The sequence below is a fragment of the Citrobacter sp. Cf136 genome (assembly GCF_030333815.1).
GTDB lineage: Bacteria > Pseudomonadota > Gammaproteobacteria > Enterobacterales > Enterobacteriaceae > Citrobacter > Citrobacter freundii.
Genome location: NZ_JAOWFE010000030.1, coordinates 60,384 through 76,738, shown reverse-complemented (window position 1 = coordinate 76,738; position 16,355 = coordinate 60,384). Strand labels below are relative to the sequence as shown.

The following is a 16,355-nucleotide window of genomic DNA, read 5'->3' as shown; positions in this document are numbered from 1 at the left end:
TGGAAATGCCGGATAGCGCTTCGCTTATCCGGCTTACAATTTAGATAATCCGATTCTGTTTAAAGTCGCGCAGGAAACCGCCCCAGCGACGTTCATAGAACGGTGCGATGTGCTCAGTGATAAAGTGGCTCACGCCCTTCTCACCTTTCCTCACCTGGCAAATATCAATCGGTTCATCACCCGGTAACGTATCCGTTGCAACACTCCCCGTGGCATGAATAATCTCTTCAATATCGCCATCCGCTTCAATGCCAATCAGCAGGTTGGGTTGGGCATCCGGACTTTCTTTGATCGAGCAGAGAAACGCGCGTTTTACCGGCTTAATGGTTTTAAACAGCGTAGTCAGCGAGTCAATCATCTGCGCCGGAGGTTCAGCGACTTCAGAGAGGAGCAGCGATTCACCGCCTTCCAGTACTTCCTGGGTGCTGAGCGGATTCCCTTCTTCCCCCATCAGCAGGCTGATTTCACGCGGCATAAATTCTTTGCCGGTCGGCAGTTTCGCGTTGAGAAACAGCGTTTCGCCGAGCGTCATTTCAAACAATGTACGCACCGGCATGACGACAAATGCCTGCTCATCTTCAACCGCCTGCTGCAGAGCCTCCAGGGAGGTGAAGAACGGGATCACGGTCGTGCCGTCTTCTTTTTCCCAGTGCTGAAGATCGAGGGCGCTGTCTTCAACCACCGCCTCGCCTTCTGCGGCTGTACCCGGCACCCAGACGGTAGACTCCAGTAAAGTACGGAAAAATGCCGGACGATGCGCAGGCTCTGTCGCCGCTTGCTCCAGCAGGGTTTCTAATTCGTTTTTCGTTTCGGACATAGAGATCACAAATTATGTATATGGGTTGTAGGCCTGATAAGACGCACTGCGTCACCATCAGGCAAAATGCCGGGTGGCACTTCGCTTACCCGGCCTACAAAAACACCGTTCAGGCAATCAGCAGATTTGCAATCGTGCGCACACCCAGACCAGTTGCGCCCGCAGACCACTGTTCAACTGGCGCTTTGCGATAGGTTGCAGAGCAGTCGATGTGCAGCCAGCCTTGCTGATAGTTTTCCACGAAATGGGACAGGAAACCCGCCGCGGTGCTAGCACCCGCCGGATAGGCCGCACTGCCGGTATTATTCAGCTCGGCAAAGTTAGACGGCAGTTGGCTACGGTGGAACTCTGCCAACGGCAGACGCCAGAACGGCTCGTTTTCTTGCGCCGCGCTTGCCAGCAGACGGGCAGCCAGTTGATCGTCAAAGCTAAACAGCGCATGGTAATCGTTGCCCAGCGCAGTTTTCGCCGCGCCGGTCAGCGTCGCAGCATCAATGATCAATTCTGGTTTTTGCGCGCTGGCGTCAATCAGTCCATCGGCCAGTACCAGACGCCCTTCGGCATCGGTATTCATCACTTCAACTTTTTTACCATTGCGATAGTGAATAATATCGCCGAGCTTAAAGGCGTTGCCGCTGATCAGGTTATCCGCGCAGCACAGATACAGCTTCACGCGCTTGTTCAGACCACGGGTGATGGCGAACGCCAGCGCGCCGGTCACCGTTGCCGCGCCGCCCATATCAGACTTCATCGAGTCCATAAATGCGCTTTGCTTGATGCTGTATCCGCCGGAGTCAAAAGTAATTCCCTTACCCACCAGGCAGGCATAAACCGGGGCTTCTTTATCGCCAGTTGGATTGTAATCCAGCGCCAGCAGCACCGGAGGACGTTCGGAGCCACGACCTACGGTATGCAATCCCATGTAGTTCTGCTCGCGCAGATCTTCGCCTTTAGTGATGCGGTAAGAGACGTTATCGCAGGCAACAGAGCACAGCAGGTCTACTGCGCGTTGCGCCAGCTGTTCCGGGCCCAGCTCTTCTGCCGGGGCGTTAATGGTATCGCGCACCCAGTCAATAATTTTCAGGCGGTTATCCAGCTCTTTGCGCTGCGCCTCATCCAGAGCGGCCCACTCAACTTTGCGGGTGCCTTTTGGTCCTTTGTAGCCCTGCCAGAACGCCCAGCTACGTTCGGTATCCCAGCCTTCACCATCCAGTTGGACATGTTTAATACCCAGGCCGTCAATTTTACGGGCGGCGCGCTGGATAAGGCCGAGGTCATCTTTTCCGTTCAGGTGCAGGGTAATGCCATCATTATTAATGCTGTATGTCGCCTTTTCACCCCAGCGGGCATCAGCGGGTTGCGTGGAAAGCGTAATTTTCATGGCTTCTGTCATTTTATTTATCCTTATTTTCGCGCATACAGGAAAACGGGCCACCCGTGGGCAGCCCGTTGACTTATTCGGCTTCGTCCAGCCAGACCAGTAAAATGGCCTCAAGGATTTTTTCGTTCGATGCCTGTGGATCATCATCGAACTCTTCCAGGTCACAGATCCACTGGTGCAGATCGGTGAAACGAACGGTCTTGGGGTCGAGATCGGGGAACGCGTCGTACAGCGCCTCGCCGATTTCACGGCTATCGGTCCACTTCAGTCCCATACTACCCTCTGTTAATGCTCACGTGCATGATTGATTGTGTAACGTGGGATTTCGACCACTAAATCGTCCTCGGTGACACGTGCCTGACAGCTTAAACGGCTCTCCGGCTCCAGTCCCCAGGCTTTATCCAGCATGTCGTCTTCTTCTTCTGTGCTTTCCGGCAAAGAATCAAAACCTTCACGTACGATGCAGTGGCAGGTTGTGCAGGCACAGGATTTTTCACAGGCGTGTTCAATCTCGATACCGTTACGCAGGGCAACGTCAAGAATGGTTTCGCCGGTCTCAGCTTCCAGAACTGCGCCATCGGGACAGAGATCCTGATGAGGCAAAATAACAATCTTTGGCATATTAAACCTCGTCCACGGAATGGCCTTTCAGCGCGCTACGGACGGATTTGTCCATGCGGCGAGCGGCGAATTCCTGGGTTTGTTTGTCTACGTTTTTAATGGCTTGTTCTATCGCGTCAACATCGTCACCCTGTGCAACCTCGCTCAAATGCGCGGCGGCGGTGTCGATAGCCTGACGTTCTGCGGCGCTTAACAGCGCGGCATCAGCGTTCAACGCACCGGATAAACTTTCCAGTACGCGTGCCGCTTCGACTTTCTGTTCTGCCAGCATACGGGCTTTAACGTCCTGCTCGGCAAAACTCATCGAATCCTGAATCATGGAGGCGATTTCACTGTCGGTCAGACCGTAGGACGGTTTAACCTGAATTGAGGACTCAACGCCGGTGGATTTTTCCATAGCGGTGACGCTCAGCAGGCCATCGGCGTCCACCTGGAAGGTCACGCGGATGTGTGCGCCGCCAGCTGGCAATGCCGGGATGCCGCGCAGCGCAAAACGCGCCAGTGAACGGCAGTCCTGCACCAGCTCACGCTCGCCTTGCATTACGTGAATGGACATCGCGGTTTGGCCATCTTTAAAGGTGGTAAAGTCCTGCGCGCGCGCCACCGGAATCGTGGTGTTACGTGGGATCACTTTCTCCACCAGACCGCCCATGGTTTCCAGTCCCAGGGACAGCGGGATAACGTCCAGCAGCAGCATTTCGCTGTCCGGTTTATTTCCGACCAGAATATCTGCCTGGATTGCCGCACCAATAGCGACCACTTTGTCCGGGTCAATAGAAGTCAGCGGCGTACGGCCAAAAAATTCACCGACGCGTTCACGCACCAATGGCACGCGAGTTGAACCACCGACCATCACCACTTCCAGCACATCCTGCGGCTCCACGCCCGCATCTTTCAGCGCGCGACGGCAGGCCAGCAGCGTACGCTTGACCAGTGCGGAAATGAGTTCATTAAAGGTTTCACGGGTGATTTCACCCTGCCATCCCGCCACGTTAACCGTTACAGAATCAGCGTCGCTAAGCGCGATTTTCGCTGCAATAGCAGCATCCAGCAGTTCGCGCTGTACGCGGTTATCGCTACGGTCGGCCACGCCAGCCTGCTCGCGAATATAATCGGCCAGCAGATGGTCAAAATCGTCGCCGCCGAGCGCGGAATCACCGCCGGTCGCCAGCACTTCAAACACGCCGCGGCTCAGGCGCAGAATAGAAATATCAAAAGTACCGCCGCCAAGATCGTAGACCGCAATCACGCCTTCCTGACCGGAGTCCAGACCATAGGCAATCGCTGCTGCGGTCGGTTCGTTCAACAGACGCAATACGTGCAGGCCCGCCAGACGCGCGGCATCTTTGGTCCCCTGACGCTGTGCATCGTCAAAGTAAGCCGGAACGGTGATTACTACGCCATCCAGTTCGCCGGACAGTGATTCGGTTGCCCGCGCGGCCAGCGCTTTCAGAATATCCGCGGAGACGCGCACCGGATTAAGCAATCCGGCAGCGGTTTCAATCATCGGCAAGCCGTTTTCGCTTGCCTGGAACGTATATGGCAGATGCGGGTAACGCGCCTGGATATCCGCCAGAGAGCGGCCCATCATGCGTTTTACCGAACTGATGGTGTTTGCCGTATCCAGCGCAGCATTGGCGCGGGCATCGTAACCGACAGAATAACCCTGCTGCTGATAGTGAACCACTGACGGCAACAGGTGGCGACCTTCATGGTCTGCCAACGTTTCGGCCTGGCCGCTGCGTACGGTCGCAACCAGGGAGTTGGTGGTGCCTAAATCGATACCTACCGCCAGACGACGCTGGTGCGGCGCGGCGCTCAGACCAGGCTCACTAATTTGTAATAAGGCCATTTTCGCTTCCGGAAATTAAAAATCGAGCAGTTTTTCTTCGAGTTGTTCTGCACTGCTTCGCAGTTTATCGAGAAAACGCAGCTTACGCACGGTATCTGCCGCTGCGTCCCACGTCTCGCTATCCAGCTGTTCCACCATCAGTTGATGACGAACGTTATACATTTCGCTGACGCGCTGCATAAACGCATCTAAACGTTGACTGTCTTTTGCCTGTTCAATTTCGTCCAGCTCTTCCCGCAGCTCCAGTTGTTCCATCAGGAACGCGGTATCGCGCACCGTGTGCTGCTCGCTACGGATGTCAAAGCCGTGTAAAGACAATAAGTATTCGGCGCGCATCAAAGGATGACGCAGCGTTTGCCAGGCCTGGTTGATCGTGGCGGACTGCGAAACCGCAGCAAGTTGTTCCGCCTGGGAACCGCTGGCAAATTTATCAGGATGATACTGACGTTGTAGATCCTGAAAACGTAGGCTCAGCGCCTGAGTATCGAGCTGATAACGGGCCGGCAAGCCAAAGAGGGTGAAGTAGTCCATAACATTCTCAGGGCATCGATTCTCTGTTGTTCACGGGAGCAAAACCAGAGAGTCAGGTAAAACAAACCCCACGCGCAGGCGACCACGGTGGGGTTATCGGTAAGCGCGTTACACGTGGAAGCTTTCGCCGCATCCACATTCGTCTTTCACGTTCGGGTTAGTAAACTTAAACCCTTCGTTCAGACCTTCTTTGACGAAGTCTAACTGCGTACCGTCGAGGAATTGCAGGCTCTTACCGTCGACCACAACTTTAACGCCTTTGTCTTCAAACACGGTATCTTCAGCCGCGGGCTCGTCAACAAATTCCAGTACATAGGCCATACCTGAGCAGCCGGAGGTTCTCACGCCCAGACGCAGACCAAACCCTTTACCGCGGTTTGCCAGGAAGGTATTTACACGCGCTGCTGCACTGTCGCTTAAGGTAATCGACATAATAAAACCTCAACTCTTAATTATTTTGCTTCACGTTTGCTTTTGTAATCCGCAATCGCGGCTTTAATCGCGTCTTCAGCCAGAATAGAGCAGTGAATTTTCACCGGTGGCAGTTCAAGCTCGTCGGCGATATCGGTGTTTTTAATCGCCTGTGCTTCGTCCAGAGATTTCCCTTTTACCCATTCGGTAACCAGAGAGCTGGAAGCAATAGCGGAACCGCAGCCGTAAGTCTTGAAACGCGCGTCTTCAATGATACCTTCATTGTTGACTTTAATCTGCAACTTCATCACGTCGCCACAGGCTGGTGCACCCACCATGCCGCTGCCCACGTTCTCGTCGCTGTTGTCAAAAGAACCCACGTTACGTGGATTCTCATAATGATCGATTACTTTTTCGCTGTAAGCCATGCTGAATTCTCCTTATCGGTACCGATTAGTGATGTGACCATTCAATGCTGTTCAGATCCACGCCCTGTTTGTACATTTCCCACAGCGGAGAAAGGTCACGCAGGCGGCCGATGGAGTTGCGAACCAGATTAATGGCGTAGTCAATCTCTTCTTCGGTAGTGAAACGACCTAAAGAGAAACGAATTGAGCTGTGTGCCAGCTCGTCGGTCATCCCCAGCGCGCGCAGCACGTAGGATGGCTCCAGGCTTGCAGAAGTACATGCAGAACCGGAGGATACAGCCAGATCTTTCAGCGCCATAATCAGCGATTCGCCTTCAACATAGTTGAAGCTAACGTTGAGAATGTTCGGTGCGCCCTGCTCGAGATCGCCGTTAAGATACACTTCTTCCATATCTTTCACGCCGTCCCACAGACGGTTACGCAGACTGCGCAGGCGCGCCATCTCGGTTTCCATCTCTTCTTTAGCGATACGGTAAGCTTCACCCATGCCGACGATCTGGTGCACAGGCAGCGTACCGGAACGCATACCGCGCTCGTGACCGCCGCCGTGCATCTGCGCTTCAATACGAATACGCGGTTTACGACGCACGTACAGCGCACCGATACCTTTCGGACCATAGATTTTGTGGCCGGAGAAGGACATCAGATCAACTTTCAGTTGGCTCAGATCGATAGGCAGTTTGCCCACGCTCTGGGTCGCATCGACGTGATAGATGATGCCGCGCGCACGGCACATTTCGCCGATAGTCGCGATATCCTGCACCACGCCGATTTCGTTATTCACGTGCATGATGGACACGAGGATGGTGTCGTCACGCATTGCCGCTTCAAGTTCTTTCAGGTCAATAATGCCGTTACGCTGCGGGGCGAGGTAGGTGACTTCAAATCCTTCGCGCTCCAGCTGACGACAGGTGTCCAGCACGGCTTTGTGTTCGGTTTTGCTGGTGATGATGTGCTTGCCTTTTTTCTGATAAAAGTTGGCTGCACCTTTAATCGCCAGGTTATCGGATTCAGTCGCACCGGAAGTAAAGACGATTTCACGCGGGTCAGCGCCCACGAGGTCAGCAATCTGGTTACGGGCGATATCTACCGCCTCTTCAGCCTGCCAGCCGAAACGGTGTGAACGAGACGCTGGGTTACCAAAGTTTCCGTCCAGGGTCAGACACTGCATCATTTTCTCGGCAACACGCGGGTCCACCGGCGTGGTTGCGGAGTAGTCGAGATAGATCGGTAATTTCATTGCTCTATAAACTCCGTACATCGCTTCAATGCAAGGAATCAGGCAACCGGCTGGATGTACGACCGAGTTAACGGGGTGTGTAACACCCCGGCCTGATTCTAAAATACTTTTATTATGCGCGTAACTTAACGTCGATCGCGTCTTGTGCACGATTAGTGCGTGGAGCGTCATGGGTGTGCTGGCGACCAGACACATCCAGGACTTCCTGATTATTCACCAGTTCGCCCAACGTAATGTTGTTGAGGAAACCGGTCAGACGATCGCTCAGATCGCGCCACAGCGCGTGGGTCAGGCATTTATCGCCGCCCTGACAACCGCCTTTGCCCTGGCAACGGGTCGCATCTACAGACTCGTCCACAGCGCTGATTACTTCACCTACTGCGATGCTGCCGGCATCTTTACCCAACAGATACCCGCCGCCTGGTCCACGTACGCTGGAAACCAGACCGTTTTTACGCAAACGGGAAAACAGCTGCTCCAGATATGACAGGGAAATTCCCTGACGTTCAGAAATATCAGCCAACGGTACCGGGCCCGTTTCGGAGTTGAGCGCAACGTCCAACATTGCGGTCACGGCATAACGCCCTTTTGATGTCAGTCTCATGTCTTACTTAGCCTCAAACTCGCCCCTGCCCGGGGTTTTTTATTGTAAAATGGGGGTATTGCATAGCAGGGGCAAGTCTGACATTCCCGACTAAATCAGTCAACTATTTACTTGACTAATTTAGTCAGGTATTTAACCTTCAGTGCCATTTTTACTTGCCGGAGGCGTTACGTTTACTTGCCTTTATTCTGTTGCTCAATTGAAGCTAAAATTCCGCGCAAAATGTTCAGCTCCTGGCTCTCAGGACGCGCACGCGTAAACAGACGGCGCAGCTTGTTCATCACCTGCCCCGGATGCCCTTCACGGATAAATCCGGTCGACAGCAGCGTTTGTTCCAGATGACCGTAAAAACGCTCTAAATCATCGACCAGCGGATACTCAGCTTCTTCGTATTCTGCGGTCTTCTCACTTTCCTGCGTTGCCAGCCAGGCCATGCGCACTTCATAAGAGATGACCTGCACCGCCATCGCCAGGTTCAGCGAACTGTATTCCGGGTTCGCGGCAATAGCGACGTGGTAATGGCACTTCTGCAGTTCTTCATTCGTCAGGCCAACACGTTCACGACCAAACACCAGCGCTACGGGCGAATTCGTCGCTTCAGAGACGCTTTTTAAACCGCATTCACGCGGATCCAGCATCGGCCACGGTAGCGTACGGGAGCGCGCACTGGTGCCTACTACCAGGCTGCAACCTGCCAGCGCTTCATCAAGAGTATCGACGATCTGTGCACTGCCGATTACATCACTGGCACCTGCCGCCAGAGCGATGGCCTGAGAGTCCGGTTTAACCAGTGGATTTACCAGCCACAGATTGGTTAAACCCATGGTTTTCATTGCGCGGGCTACAGAGCCCATGTTGCCAGTGTGAGAGGTTTCCACCAGCACGATTCGAATATTTTGCAGCATTGTATTTCTTCGGCTAAAGATTATTCGGGCATATTATCATAAAACGAAGACATATTCCGAACTCGCTGCTATACTCTGCGCCGTTTTCCCGTTCTTTAACATCCAGTGAGAGAGACCGATGCATCCGATGCTGACCATCGCCGTGCGCGCAGCGCGCAAGGCGGGTAATGTAATTGCCAAACACTACGAAACCCCAGACTCTGTAGAAACCAGCCAGAAAGGCAGCAATGATTTCGTGACTAACGTCGATAAAGCCGCCGAAGCGATTATTATCGAAACTATTCGCAAATCTTACCCACAGCACACCATCATCACCGAAGAAAGTGGTGAGCACGCAGGTGAAGATCAGGATGTTCAATGGGTTATCGATCCACTGGATGGCACTACTAACTTCGTAAAACGTCTGCCGCACTTCGCGGTATCTATCGCAGTACGCATTAAAGGCCGTACTGAAGTCGCCGTTGTTTACGATCCAATGCGTAACGAACTGTTCACCGCCACTCGCGGCCAGGGCGCACAGCTGAACGGCTATCGTCTGCGTGGCAGCACCGCCCGCGATCTGGACGGCACCATCATCGCCACCGGTTTCCCGTTCAAAGCGAAGCAGCACGCCGCTTCTTACATGAAAATTCTTGGCAAAATGTTTACCGAGTGCGCTGACTTCCGCCGCACAGGTTCTGCTGCGCTGGATCTGGCTTACGTTGCCGCTGCGCGCGTTGACGGTTACTTCGAAATCGGTCTGAAACCATGGGATTTCGCAGCAGGTGAGCTGATTGCACGTGAAGCTGGCGCACTGGTTTGCGACTTCACCGGTGGTCATAACTACCTGGCAACCGGCAACATCGTTGCAGGTAACCCGCGCGTTGTTAAAGCCATGCTGGCTAACATGCGTGACGAACTGAGTGATGCGCTGAAGCGCTAATCTGCTGTGGTGCCGGATGCGACGCTTTCGCGTCTTATCCGGCCTACAAGTCATACCATTCCGCTCACTAACCTAAAACGGTCTTATCCCTCGCCCTACCGGCACCGCGCTCATCCACATCACTACCGCAGCAACAATAAGCACCGCACCACCGGCTAACGCCAGCGTCGTCCAGCCAATCTGTCGCCACAGCACCGGCGCTTTATGCCCGCTAATTTTCACCGCCAATGAGCGAAAGCTATGTACCAGCAAAGCCAGTGACGTAATCGTCAAAGAGGTTCCTGCCGCCATCGCCAACGCCGACGCCATACCCCAGCTAAAGACGCCAACCACTTTACTGAACAGCAGCACCATAATTGCGCCAGAGCAGGGACGCATGCCCATAGAGAGAATAATCATCAACCGGGCGCGCCAGTCATCGCCGCTTTGCAGTTGTTCCGGGTTGGGCAAATGCTGATGCCCGCAGCTGCAGCCCTCGTGATGCACATGGTGCGGCGTAAAGGCGGTGAATTTCGGGCGCATCAGCAGCTGGCGCAATTTCTTCAGCGCACGGACACACAATAAAACGCCCAACATGCCAACCAGCGCATAACTTCCTTTCTCCAGCCAGAAACTGCTCATATGCAGCTGTCGGGCAGGCAGTTGCAGCACCGTGAGGACTACAACCACCAGTCCTATTGCCACCAGCCCCTGCAATAGGGAAGACGCCAGCGTCAGCCCAATGCTCGACTTGAGCTTCGACGGATGCGTCGCAAGCCAGGTCGTGATGACGATTTTGCCGTGCCCCGGCCCCAATGCGTGCAATACCCCATATATAAAGCTAAACAACAGCAGAGATCCGCCCGCACGTGTGGGGTTGGCGGCAACCGCTTTCAGCAACCCGCTCATCTGCTGGTTAACGTCGCGCTGCCAGACGACACTGTGCATCATTACCTGAGGCCAGGCTTGCCACAACCACAGCCCCCCGCCTGTCGCCAGCAACAAAAAGACCGCCAGCGGCCATAGCGTGAGCCAACGGCGTCTGGCTGCGCGTTGTTGATAAACTACTGACATTGCAGCGTCACCGTCTGTGCAAACTGTTTACCCAACTCCATATCCTCCGGCGGTGCGTCTTCTTTATCCAGCGACTGCGCAAAACTTAACATGTGTTCATTCGGCGTCGGCGTATGCATTGAAATATGGCATTGCTGGCTTATGGTCTGCGAAAGTCGGGCGTCGCTGTCTTTGTCATAGCTCATATCGACGTAGTAGGTCGGATCGAAGGTTGAAATAGTATATTTTTGACCGCTCAGTGGTTGAGCTTCGGCCAGCGGCAGAACGAACGTCAGCACCGCCTGGTGTTCTTCACGCGCCATGCCATATTCCGTCGGTCTGTTTTTAAACTTTACCTTTTTCCCATCGTGCCACACTTCGGTGAAATAGTGCTGCCCGAGAACGTTGGCCATCACTTCCGCCGCCAGTTTTTTCCAAATTTCATCACCAGGTTTAGCATCCCCCGCGTCGTAAAGCAGATCCGCCGACGTGATTTCATCCATCGTCCAGCGCATTTTTAGCGCGACGAACCGATCATTTTCGCTCACAACTTCGGTTTTCAGATGAATAAAGCTGTGGGGATGCGCACCTGCGCCAAAAGACAGGACAGCGAGAAACAACGTCATATTGATACGTTTAACGCCTTGCATGAGTTCTCCACGATAAAAATCAACACCGCCACAAATAATGATGCCGTATTTGGCGCAAGTGTGCCGAGGATACCATTGAACGAAAAAAAGTTGAGCACCCTTTTCCGGTATCGATTCAGTTCTCAATTTCGATAATTTCTTCTTCGGGAAATTCCACCCAAACACCTTTTCGGCGTCAAACTCTAAGTCAAATGATAATAAAATGTTAATCAATAGTTTCATTTTAATGTTTTATTAACACTTAATTTGAACGTTTGAATGTAAAACCATGCAAATTTAACTAATTGTTAACCATTTTATTTCCATAAATTCACAATAATGGGCGTGCATCACATTCTCCAAACTTATGATTCATTCCCTCTTCCATTCGTTGTTAACTTCACGCCGTGACATGTCCTGCCCCCTACGAAAGGTACAACTATGAAATTCAAACTCGCATTACTCAGTGCAACCCTGGTTTCTGCATGCATGTTGTCCGGCACGTCCTTTGCGGCGGAAAAATATGAAATTGCTGTGGTTGCCAAAGTCACTGGTATTCCCTGGTTTAACCGCATGGAAACCGGTGTTAACGAAGCAGCAAAAAAACTGGATGTGAACGCTTACCAGACCGGTCCATCTACGCCGGATCCGGCACAGCAGGTCAAAGTGATTGAGGATCTGATCGCCAAAAACGTCAACGCAATCATCGTGGTACCGAACGATGCCAAGGTTCTTGAGCCAGTACTGAAAAAAGCGCGCGATAAAGGCATTGTGGTCCTGACGCACGAATCCCCGGACGAGCAAATCGGTCAGTGGGATATCGAAACCATCGATAGTGAAAAATACGCACAAGCCAACGTCGATGAGTTAGCGAAAAATATGGGCGGCAAAGGCGGGTATGCAATCTATGTTGGTTCGCTGACGGTCCCACTGCATAACGCGTGGGCGGATTATGCAATTAAGTACCAGAAAGAAAAATATCCGGAAATGTTCGAGGTCACTTCACGCCTGCCGGTCGCGGAAAGCATTGATAAATCCTACGCCACCACGCTGGATCTGATGAAAACCTATCCGCAGATGAAGGGCATTATCGGCTTCGGCTCACTGGGTCCAATTGGTGCGGGTCAGGCTGTGCAGAAAAAACGCGCCAAAGATAAGATCGCCGTTGTCGGGATCGCCATGCCAGCGCAGGCTGCGCCTTACCTGATGCGTGGAGATATCAAAAAAGCGCTGCTGTGGGATCCAAAAGATGCGGGCTATGCGCTGGTAACGGTTGCCGATCAGCTGTTGCAGGGCAAAGAAGTCAATGCAGATCTGAGTATCGACGGTTTAGGGAAAGCCGATATCGACACGGAGAAGAAAGTGATCCGCTTTAACAAGATCCTCGAAGTCACCAAAGACAACGCACAATCACTTGGTTTCTAAGGCTTTAGCCAACACCAGGGAACCTTAACGCCGACCGTCTGGTCGGCGCTATCAACCAAACTAACACTCAGCGTCCGTCAGGGCGCTCGCAGGGGTATTGTCCATGGCAGACACCACCGCATTTATCACTCTTGAGAATATCAGCAAACAATTCCCGGGCGTGCTGGCGCTGGATAACGTGAATCTGACGCTGAGAAAAGGCGAAGTTCACTGTCTGGCGGGTCAAAACGGCTGTGGTAAAAGTACCATTATTAAAGTGATCTCCGGGGTTTATCACCCGGAAAAAGGCGCGCAGATTTTACTCGACGGAAAATTGTTCCATCACCTGACGCCGCAGCTCTCTTCCCATTATGGCATTCAGGTTATTTATCAGGACCTGTCGCTGTTCCCCAACTTTAGCGTCGCAGAAAATATCGCGGTCAACCGCTATCTGCCGGGTGGTGATATCTGGGTGCGTCGTGGTGCTATGAAACAGCAGGCGCTGGCAGCCATGAAACGTATCGGGGTGAATATCGATCCCGATAAAAAAGTAGAAAAACTCTCGATTGCCGACCGACAGCTGGTCGCTATTTGCCGGGCAATTGCCGCAGATGCGCGTCTGGTGATTATGGACGAGCCCACCGCCTCGCTAACCCGCCAGGAGGTCAATGGCCTGCTGAAGGTGGTTAACGAACTGAAAGCAGCCGGCATTTGCGTGGTGTTTGTCAGCCATCGTCTGGATGAAGTGATGGAAGTGGCAGACCGTATCAGCGTCATGCGCGACGGCAAACTGGTGGGCACATATCCTGCCAGCGAACTGGACAGTCACGAGCTGGCTTTCCTGATGACCGGACAACGCTTCCACTACAGCCCGCTGCCGGAGAAATCATTCGACGATCGAGAACCCCTGCTGGAGCTGCGCAACCTCAGCCGCAGAGGCAAATACCAGAACATTAATCTGTCGCTACATGGCGGCGAGATTGTCTCGATTGTCGGCCTGTTGGGCGCCGGGCGTACCGAACTTTGCCTCAGTTTGTTCGGCATGACCCAGCCGGAAAGCGGCGAGATGCGTATTAACGGTCAGCCGGTCACGCTTCGTAATAACCACGACGCCATTAAGCACGGGATCGGTTACGTCTCAGAAGATCGCCTGACGCAGGGGCTGATCATGGAGCAGTCGATTTACGACAACACCATCGTCACGGTGTTTGATCAACTGCACACCGGTAGCGGCTTGCTCGATCATAGTAAAGCGCAAAAGCTGGTCGCCGATTTAATCCGCGAACTGAATATCAAAGTGTCCGATCCGCACCTGCCGGTCAAAACCCTTTCCGGCGGCAATGCCCAGCGTATCGCCATTGCCAAATGGGTGGCGACCAATCCCCGCATCCTGATCCTCGACTCGCCTACCGTCGGCGTGGATATCGCCAACAAAGAGGGCATTTACCAGATAGCCCGCGATTTGGCGGAACAAGGTATGGCGGTGCTGATGATTTGCGATGAAATTCCGGAAGCATATTACAACAGCCACCGCGTGCTGGTGATGCGTCGCGGCAGACTGGTGGCGGAATTTAATCCTCATCACTGCCGTGAAGAGGAGATTGCTGAAGTGGTCGAGGTAATCAATGAATAAGATGCATCTGTCCCGTTTAATCGGGCAACATGAATTCTGGCTGGGCCTGCTGGTCGTGGCGCTGGCGGTTGGGCTAAGTGTCAGCACCGATGAGTTCCTCTCGCTCGGCAATCTAACAGATGTGGCCACCAGCTACGCGATTCTCGGCATTCTCGCCTGCGGGTTGTTTGTGGTGCTGATTTCCGGTGGGATCGATATCTCATTTCCGGCGATGACCGCGATTGCCCAGTATGCGATGGCCAGTTGGGTGATCGGCCACGGCGGCAACTTCGCTCTGGCGTTAACCATTGCGATTGCGGTGGGCCTGCTGCTTGGGCTGATTAATGGCTTCCTGGTCTACTGGCTGCGCGTTCCGGCAATCATCATTACCATTGCCACGCTGAACGTCTACTACGGCCTTCTGGTTTACGCCACCAAAGGCACCTGGCTGTACGGTTTCCCTGACTGGTTTATGAACGGCATTAACTGGTTCTCCTTCACCGCGGCAGATGGCTACGACTACGGCCTCACCCTGCCTCTGCTGTGCCTGGCGGCGGTGATCGTCTTTACCGCAGTGCTGATGAACTATACCCGTCTTGGCCGTCAGGTTTACGCCATGGGCGGCAACCGCGACGCGGCCTCACGCCTGGGGCTGAATCTGCTGAAGCTGCATTTCTACGTCTATGGCTATATGGGCATTCTGGCAGGTGTTGCCGCCGTGGTTCAGGCGCAAATCACCCAGTCAGTTGCACCCAATTCGCTGCTCGGCTTTGAGCTGACGGTGCTGGCGGCGGTCGTACTCGGCGGAACCAGCATGAGCGGCGGGCGCGGTACGTTGACCGGAACCCTGCTCGGCGTTGTCTTGCTCGCCTTCTTACAAAATGGTCTGACGCTACTCAGCGTCTCCTCTTACTGGCACACCGTATTCAGCGGCGCCATTATCCTGGTCAGCATCAGTGCCACGGCCTGGAACGAAAAACGCAAACTGGCAAGGGAGCTTTGAGATGAAAACAATCGCCAGATTTTTACCCGGTGATGCCATCATTCGTCTGCAATGCGTCATTATTGTGGTCGTCGCCCTGGTTTTCTCAGCCCTGCTCGGCAGCCGTTTTTTTAGCGTCGCTAACTTCCAGTCGATAGGCTCACAGTTACCGATCCTCGGTATGCTGGCCCTCGGGATGGGTATGACCATGCTGACCGGCGGCATTAACCTGTCAATTATTGCCGGGGCGAACGCCTGCTCGCTGGTAATGGCAGCGATTATCGTTACCCATCCGGATAACCCGCTGTTTCTGGTGCTGGCGCTGCTGGCAGGTGCAGCCGTGGCGGTGGCTATCGGTACGCTCAACGGCGCGCTGATTGCCTGGGTCGGCGTCTCACCGATTCTCGCCACCCTCGGCACGATGACACTTATCTCCGGGCTGAATATTCTGCTCTCCAACGGGACGGTGATTTCGGGTTTCCCGATTGCCATTCAGTACCTTGGCAACGCCACGATTGCGGGTATTCCGGTGGCGCTGTTGCTCTTTTTCCTGGTGGCAATCCTGCTATGGGTACTGCTGGAGCACACCACGCTGGGGCGCAGTCTTTATCTCGTCGGCTCCAATGAACAGGCTACCCGCTACAGTGGTGTGAATACCGTACGGGTACAAATTTCCGTGTACGTGATTTCAGCCCTGCTCGGCTGGGTCGCCGCCATTCTGATGATGGCGAAATTCAACTCGGCAAAAGCCGGATACGGTGAGTCCTACCTGCTGGTCACCATCCTTGCCTCCGTACTCGGCGGCATCAATCCGGATGGCGGCTTCGGACGCATTATCGGCCTGGTCCTGGCGCTGATTGTGCTGCAAATGCTGGAAAGCGGCCTTAACTTGCTGGGGGTCAGCAGCTATCTGACGATGGCGCTGTGGGGCGCGGTGCTGATCCTCTTTATCGCATTACAGAATCGTAAAGCCTGATTTCAGGA

The 16,355-nt window shown here is 53.7% G+C and carries 18 protein-coding genes; 5 read left to right on the top strand and 13 right to left on the bottom strand.

Annotated features, from left to right (window positions below; translation table 11 throughout):
- Window positions 1-40 precede the first annotated feature (40 nt).
- The 11 genes from sseB to trmJ all read right to left on the bottom strand — a co-directional run bounded on the left by sseB (window position 41) and on the right by trmJ (window position 8,790).
- A complete protein-coding gene (gene sseB / locus OGV98_RS03790; RefSeq protein ID WP_003838442.1) occupies window positions 41-817 on the bottom strand; it encodes an enhanced serine sensitivity protein SseB in 777 nt (258 codons plus the stop codon).
- A gap of 109 nt (window positions 818-926) precedes the next feature.
- Window positions 927-2,210 carry an aminopeptidase PepB gene (gene pepB, locus OGV98_RS03785; protein ID WP_003037696.1) on the bottom strand — a complete coding sequence of 428 codons (1,284 nt, stop codon included), beginning with the start codon at window positions 2,208-2,210 and terminating at the stop codon, window positions 927-929.
- Between the two features lie 61 nt (window positions 2,211-2,271).
- Window positions 2,272-2,472: a Fe-S cluster assembly protein IscX gene (gene iscX, locus OGV98_RS03780; protein ID WP_003037694.1), complete on the bottom strand. Its 201-nt coding sequence runs from the start codon at window positions 2,470-2,472 to the stop codon at window positions 2,272-2,274.
- 11 nt (window positions 2,473-2,483) lie between these two features.
- Window positions 2,484-2,819: an ISC system 2Fe-2S type ferredoxin gene (gene fdx, locus OGV98_RS03775; protein WP_003037690.1), complete on the bottom strand. Its 336-nt coding sequence runs from the start codon at window positions 2,817-2,819 to the stop codon at window positions 2,484-2,486.
- Between the two features lies 1 nt (window position 2,820).
- Window positions 2,821-4,671 carry a Fe-S protein assembly chaperone HscA gene (gene hscA, locus OGV98_RS03770; protein WP_202581077.1) on the bottom strand — a complete coding sequence of 617 codons (1,851 nt, stop codon included), beginning with the start codon at window positions 4,669-4,671 and terminating at the stop codon, window positions 2,821-2,823.
- A gap of 15 nt (window positions 4,672-4,686) precedes the next feature.
- Entirely contained in the window at window positions 4,687-5,202 is a 516-nt protein-coding gene (gene hscB, locus OGV98_RS03765) for a co-chaperone HscB (protein WP_003838436.1), read from the bottom strand.
- A gap of 108 nt (window positions 5,203-5,310) precedes the next feature.
- The gene (iscA, locus tag OGV98_RS03760) at window positions 5,311-5,634 is read right to left on the bottom strand and encodes an iron-sulfur cluster assembly protein IscA (RefSeq protein ID WP_003037681.1); all 324 of its coding nucleotides are present in this window, start codon (window positions 5,632-5,634) and stop codon (window positions 5,311-5,313) included.
- A 20-nt stretch (window positions 5,635-5,654) separates the two neighbouring features.
- Complete coding sequence (iscU, locus tag OGV98_RS03755) at window positions 5,655-6,041, bottom strand: Fe-S cluster assembly scaffold IscU (RefSeq protein WP_002913991.1); 387 nt, start codon at window positions 6,039-6,041, stop codon at window positions 5,655-5,657.
- A 25-nt stretch (window positions 6,042-6,066) separates the two neighbouring features.
- A complete protein-coding gene (iscS, locus tag OGV98_RS03750) occupies window positions 6,067-7,281 on the bottom strand; it encodes a cysteine desulfurase (RefSeq protein WP_003838433.1) in 1,215 nt (404 codons plus the stop codon).
- 112 nt (window positions 7,282-7,393) lie between these two features.
- On the bottom strand, window positions 7,394-7,885 hold the full coding sequence (gene iscR / locus OGV98_RS03745; RefSeq protein ID WP_003037674.1) for a Fe-S cluster assembly transcriptional regulator IscR: 492 nt from the start codon (window positions 7,883-7,885) through the stop codon (window positions 7,394-7,396).
- Between the two features lie 173 nt (window positions 7,886-8,058).
- On the bottom strand, window positions 8,059-8,790 hold the full coding sequence (gene trmJ / locus OGV98_RS03740) for a tRNA (cytosine(32)/uridine(32)-2'-O)-methyltransferase TrmJ (RefSeq protein ID WP_003838431.1): 732 nt from the start codon (window positions 8,788-8,790) through the stop codon (window positions 8,059-8,061).
- Window positions 8,791-8,908: 118 nt separating this feature from the next.
- Between trmJ and suhB the strand changes: the two genes are divergently transcribed.
- Window positions 8,909-9,712: an inositol-1-monophosphatase gene (gene suhB / locus OGV98_RS03735; RefSeq protein ID WP_003037670.1), complete on the top strand. Its 804-nt coding sequence runs from the start codon at window positions 8,909-8,911 to the stop codon at window positions 9,710-9,712.
- A gap of 72 nt (window positions 9,713-9,784) precedes the next feature.
- Here suhB and OGV98_RS03730 read toward each other — a convergent pair whose 3' ends face one another.
- On the bottom strand, window positions 9,785-10,765 hold the full coding sequence (locus tag OGV98_RS03730; RefSeq protein ID WP_202581076.1) for a nickel/cobalt transporter: 981 nt from the start codon (window positions 10,763-10,765) through the stop codon (window positions 9,785-9,787).
- On the bottom strand, window positions 10,756-11,394 hold the full coding sequence (locus tag OGV98_RS03725) for a DUF1007 family protein (RefSeq protein ID WP_130714444.1): 639 nt from the start codon (window positions 11,392-11,394) through the stop codon (window positions 10,756-10,758). Before OGV98_RS03725 ends, OGV98_RS03730 begins: the two co-directional genes overlap by 10 nt.
- Before the next feature lie 420 nt (window positions 11,395-11,814).
- On the opposite strand from OGV98_RS03725, the gene OGV98_RS03720 reads away from it, so the two are divergent.
- The 4 genes from OGV98_RS03720 to OGV98_RS03705 all read left to right on the top strand — a co-directional run bounded on the left by OGV98_RS03720 (window position 11,815) and on the right by OGV98_RS03705 (window position 16,347).
- On the top strand, window positions 11,815-12,798 hold the full coding sequence (locus OGV98_RS03720) for an autoinducer 2 ABC transporter substrate-binding protein (protein WP_003037665.1): 984 nt from the start codon (window positions 11,815-11,817) through the stop codon (window positions 12,796-12,798).
- A gap of 103 nt (window positions 12,799-12,901) precedes the next feature.
- Window positions 12,902-14,410 (top strand): sugar ABC transporter ATP-binding protein, encoded by a 1,509-nt coding sequence (locus OGV98_RS03715; protein WP_044714634.1) that lies wholly within the window; start codon window positions 12,902-12,904, stop codon window positions 14,408-14,410.
- Entirely contained in the window at window positions 14,403-15,392 is a 990-nt protein-coding gene (locus OGV98_RS03710) for an ABC transporter permease (protein ID WP_003037661.1), read from the top strand. The genes OGV98_RS03715 and OGV98_RS03710 overlap by 8 nt, the downstream gene beginning before the upstream one ends.
- 1 nt (window position 15,393) lies before the next feature.
- The gene (locus OGV98_RS03705) at window positions 15,394-16,347 is read left to right on the top strand and encodes an ABC transporter permease (protein ID WP_044714636.1); all 954 of its coding nucleotides are present in this window, start codon (window positions 15,394-15,396) and stop codon (window positions 16,345-16,347) included.
- The last annotated feature ends 8 nt before the right edge of the window (window positions 16,348-16,355 follow it).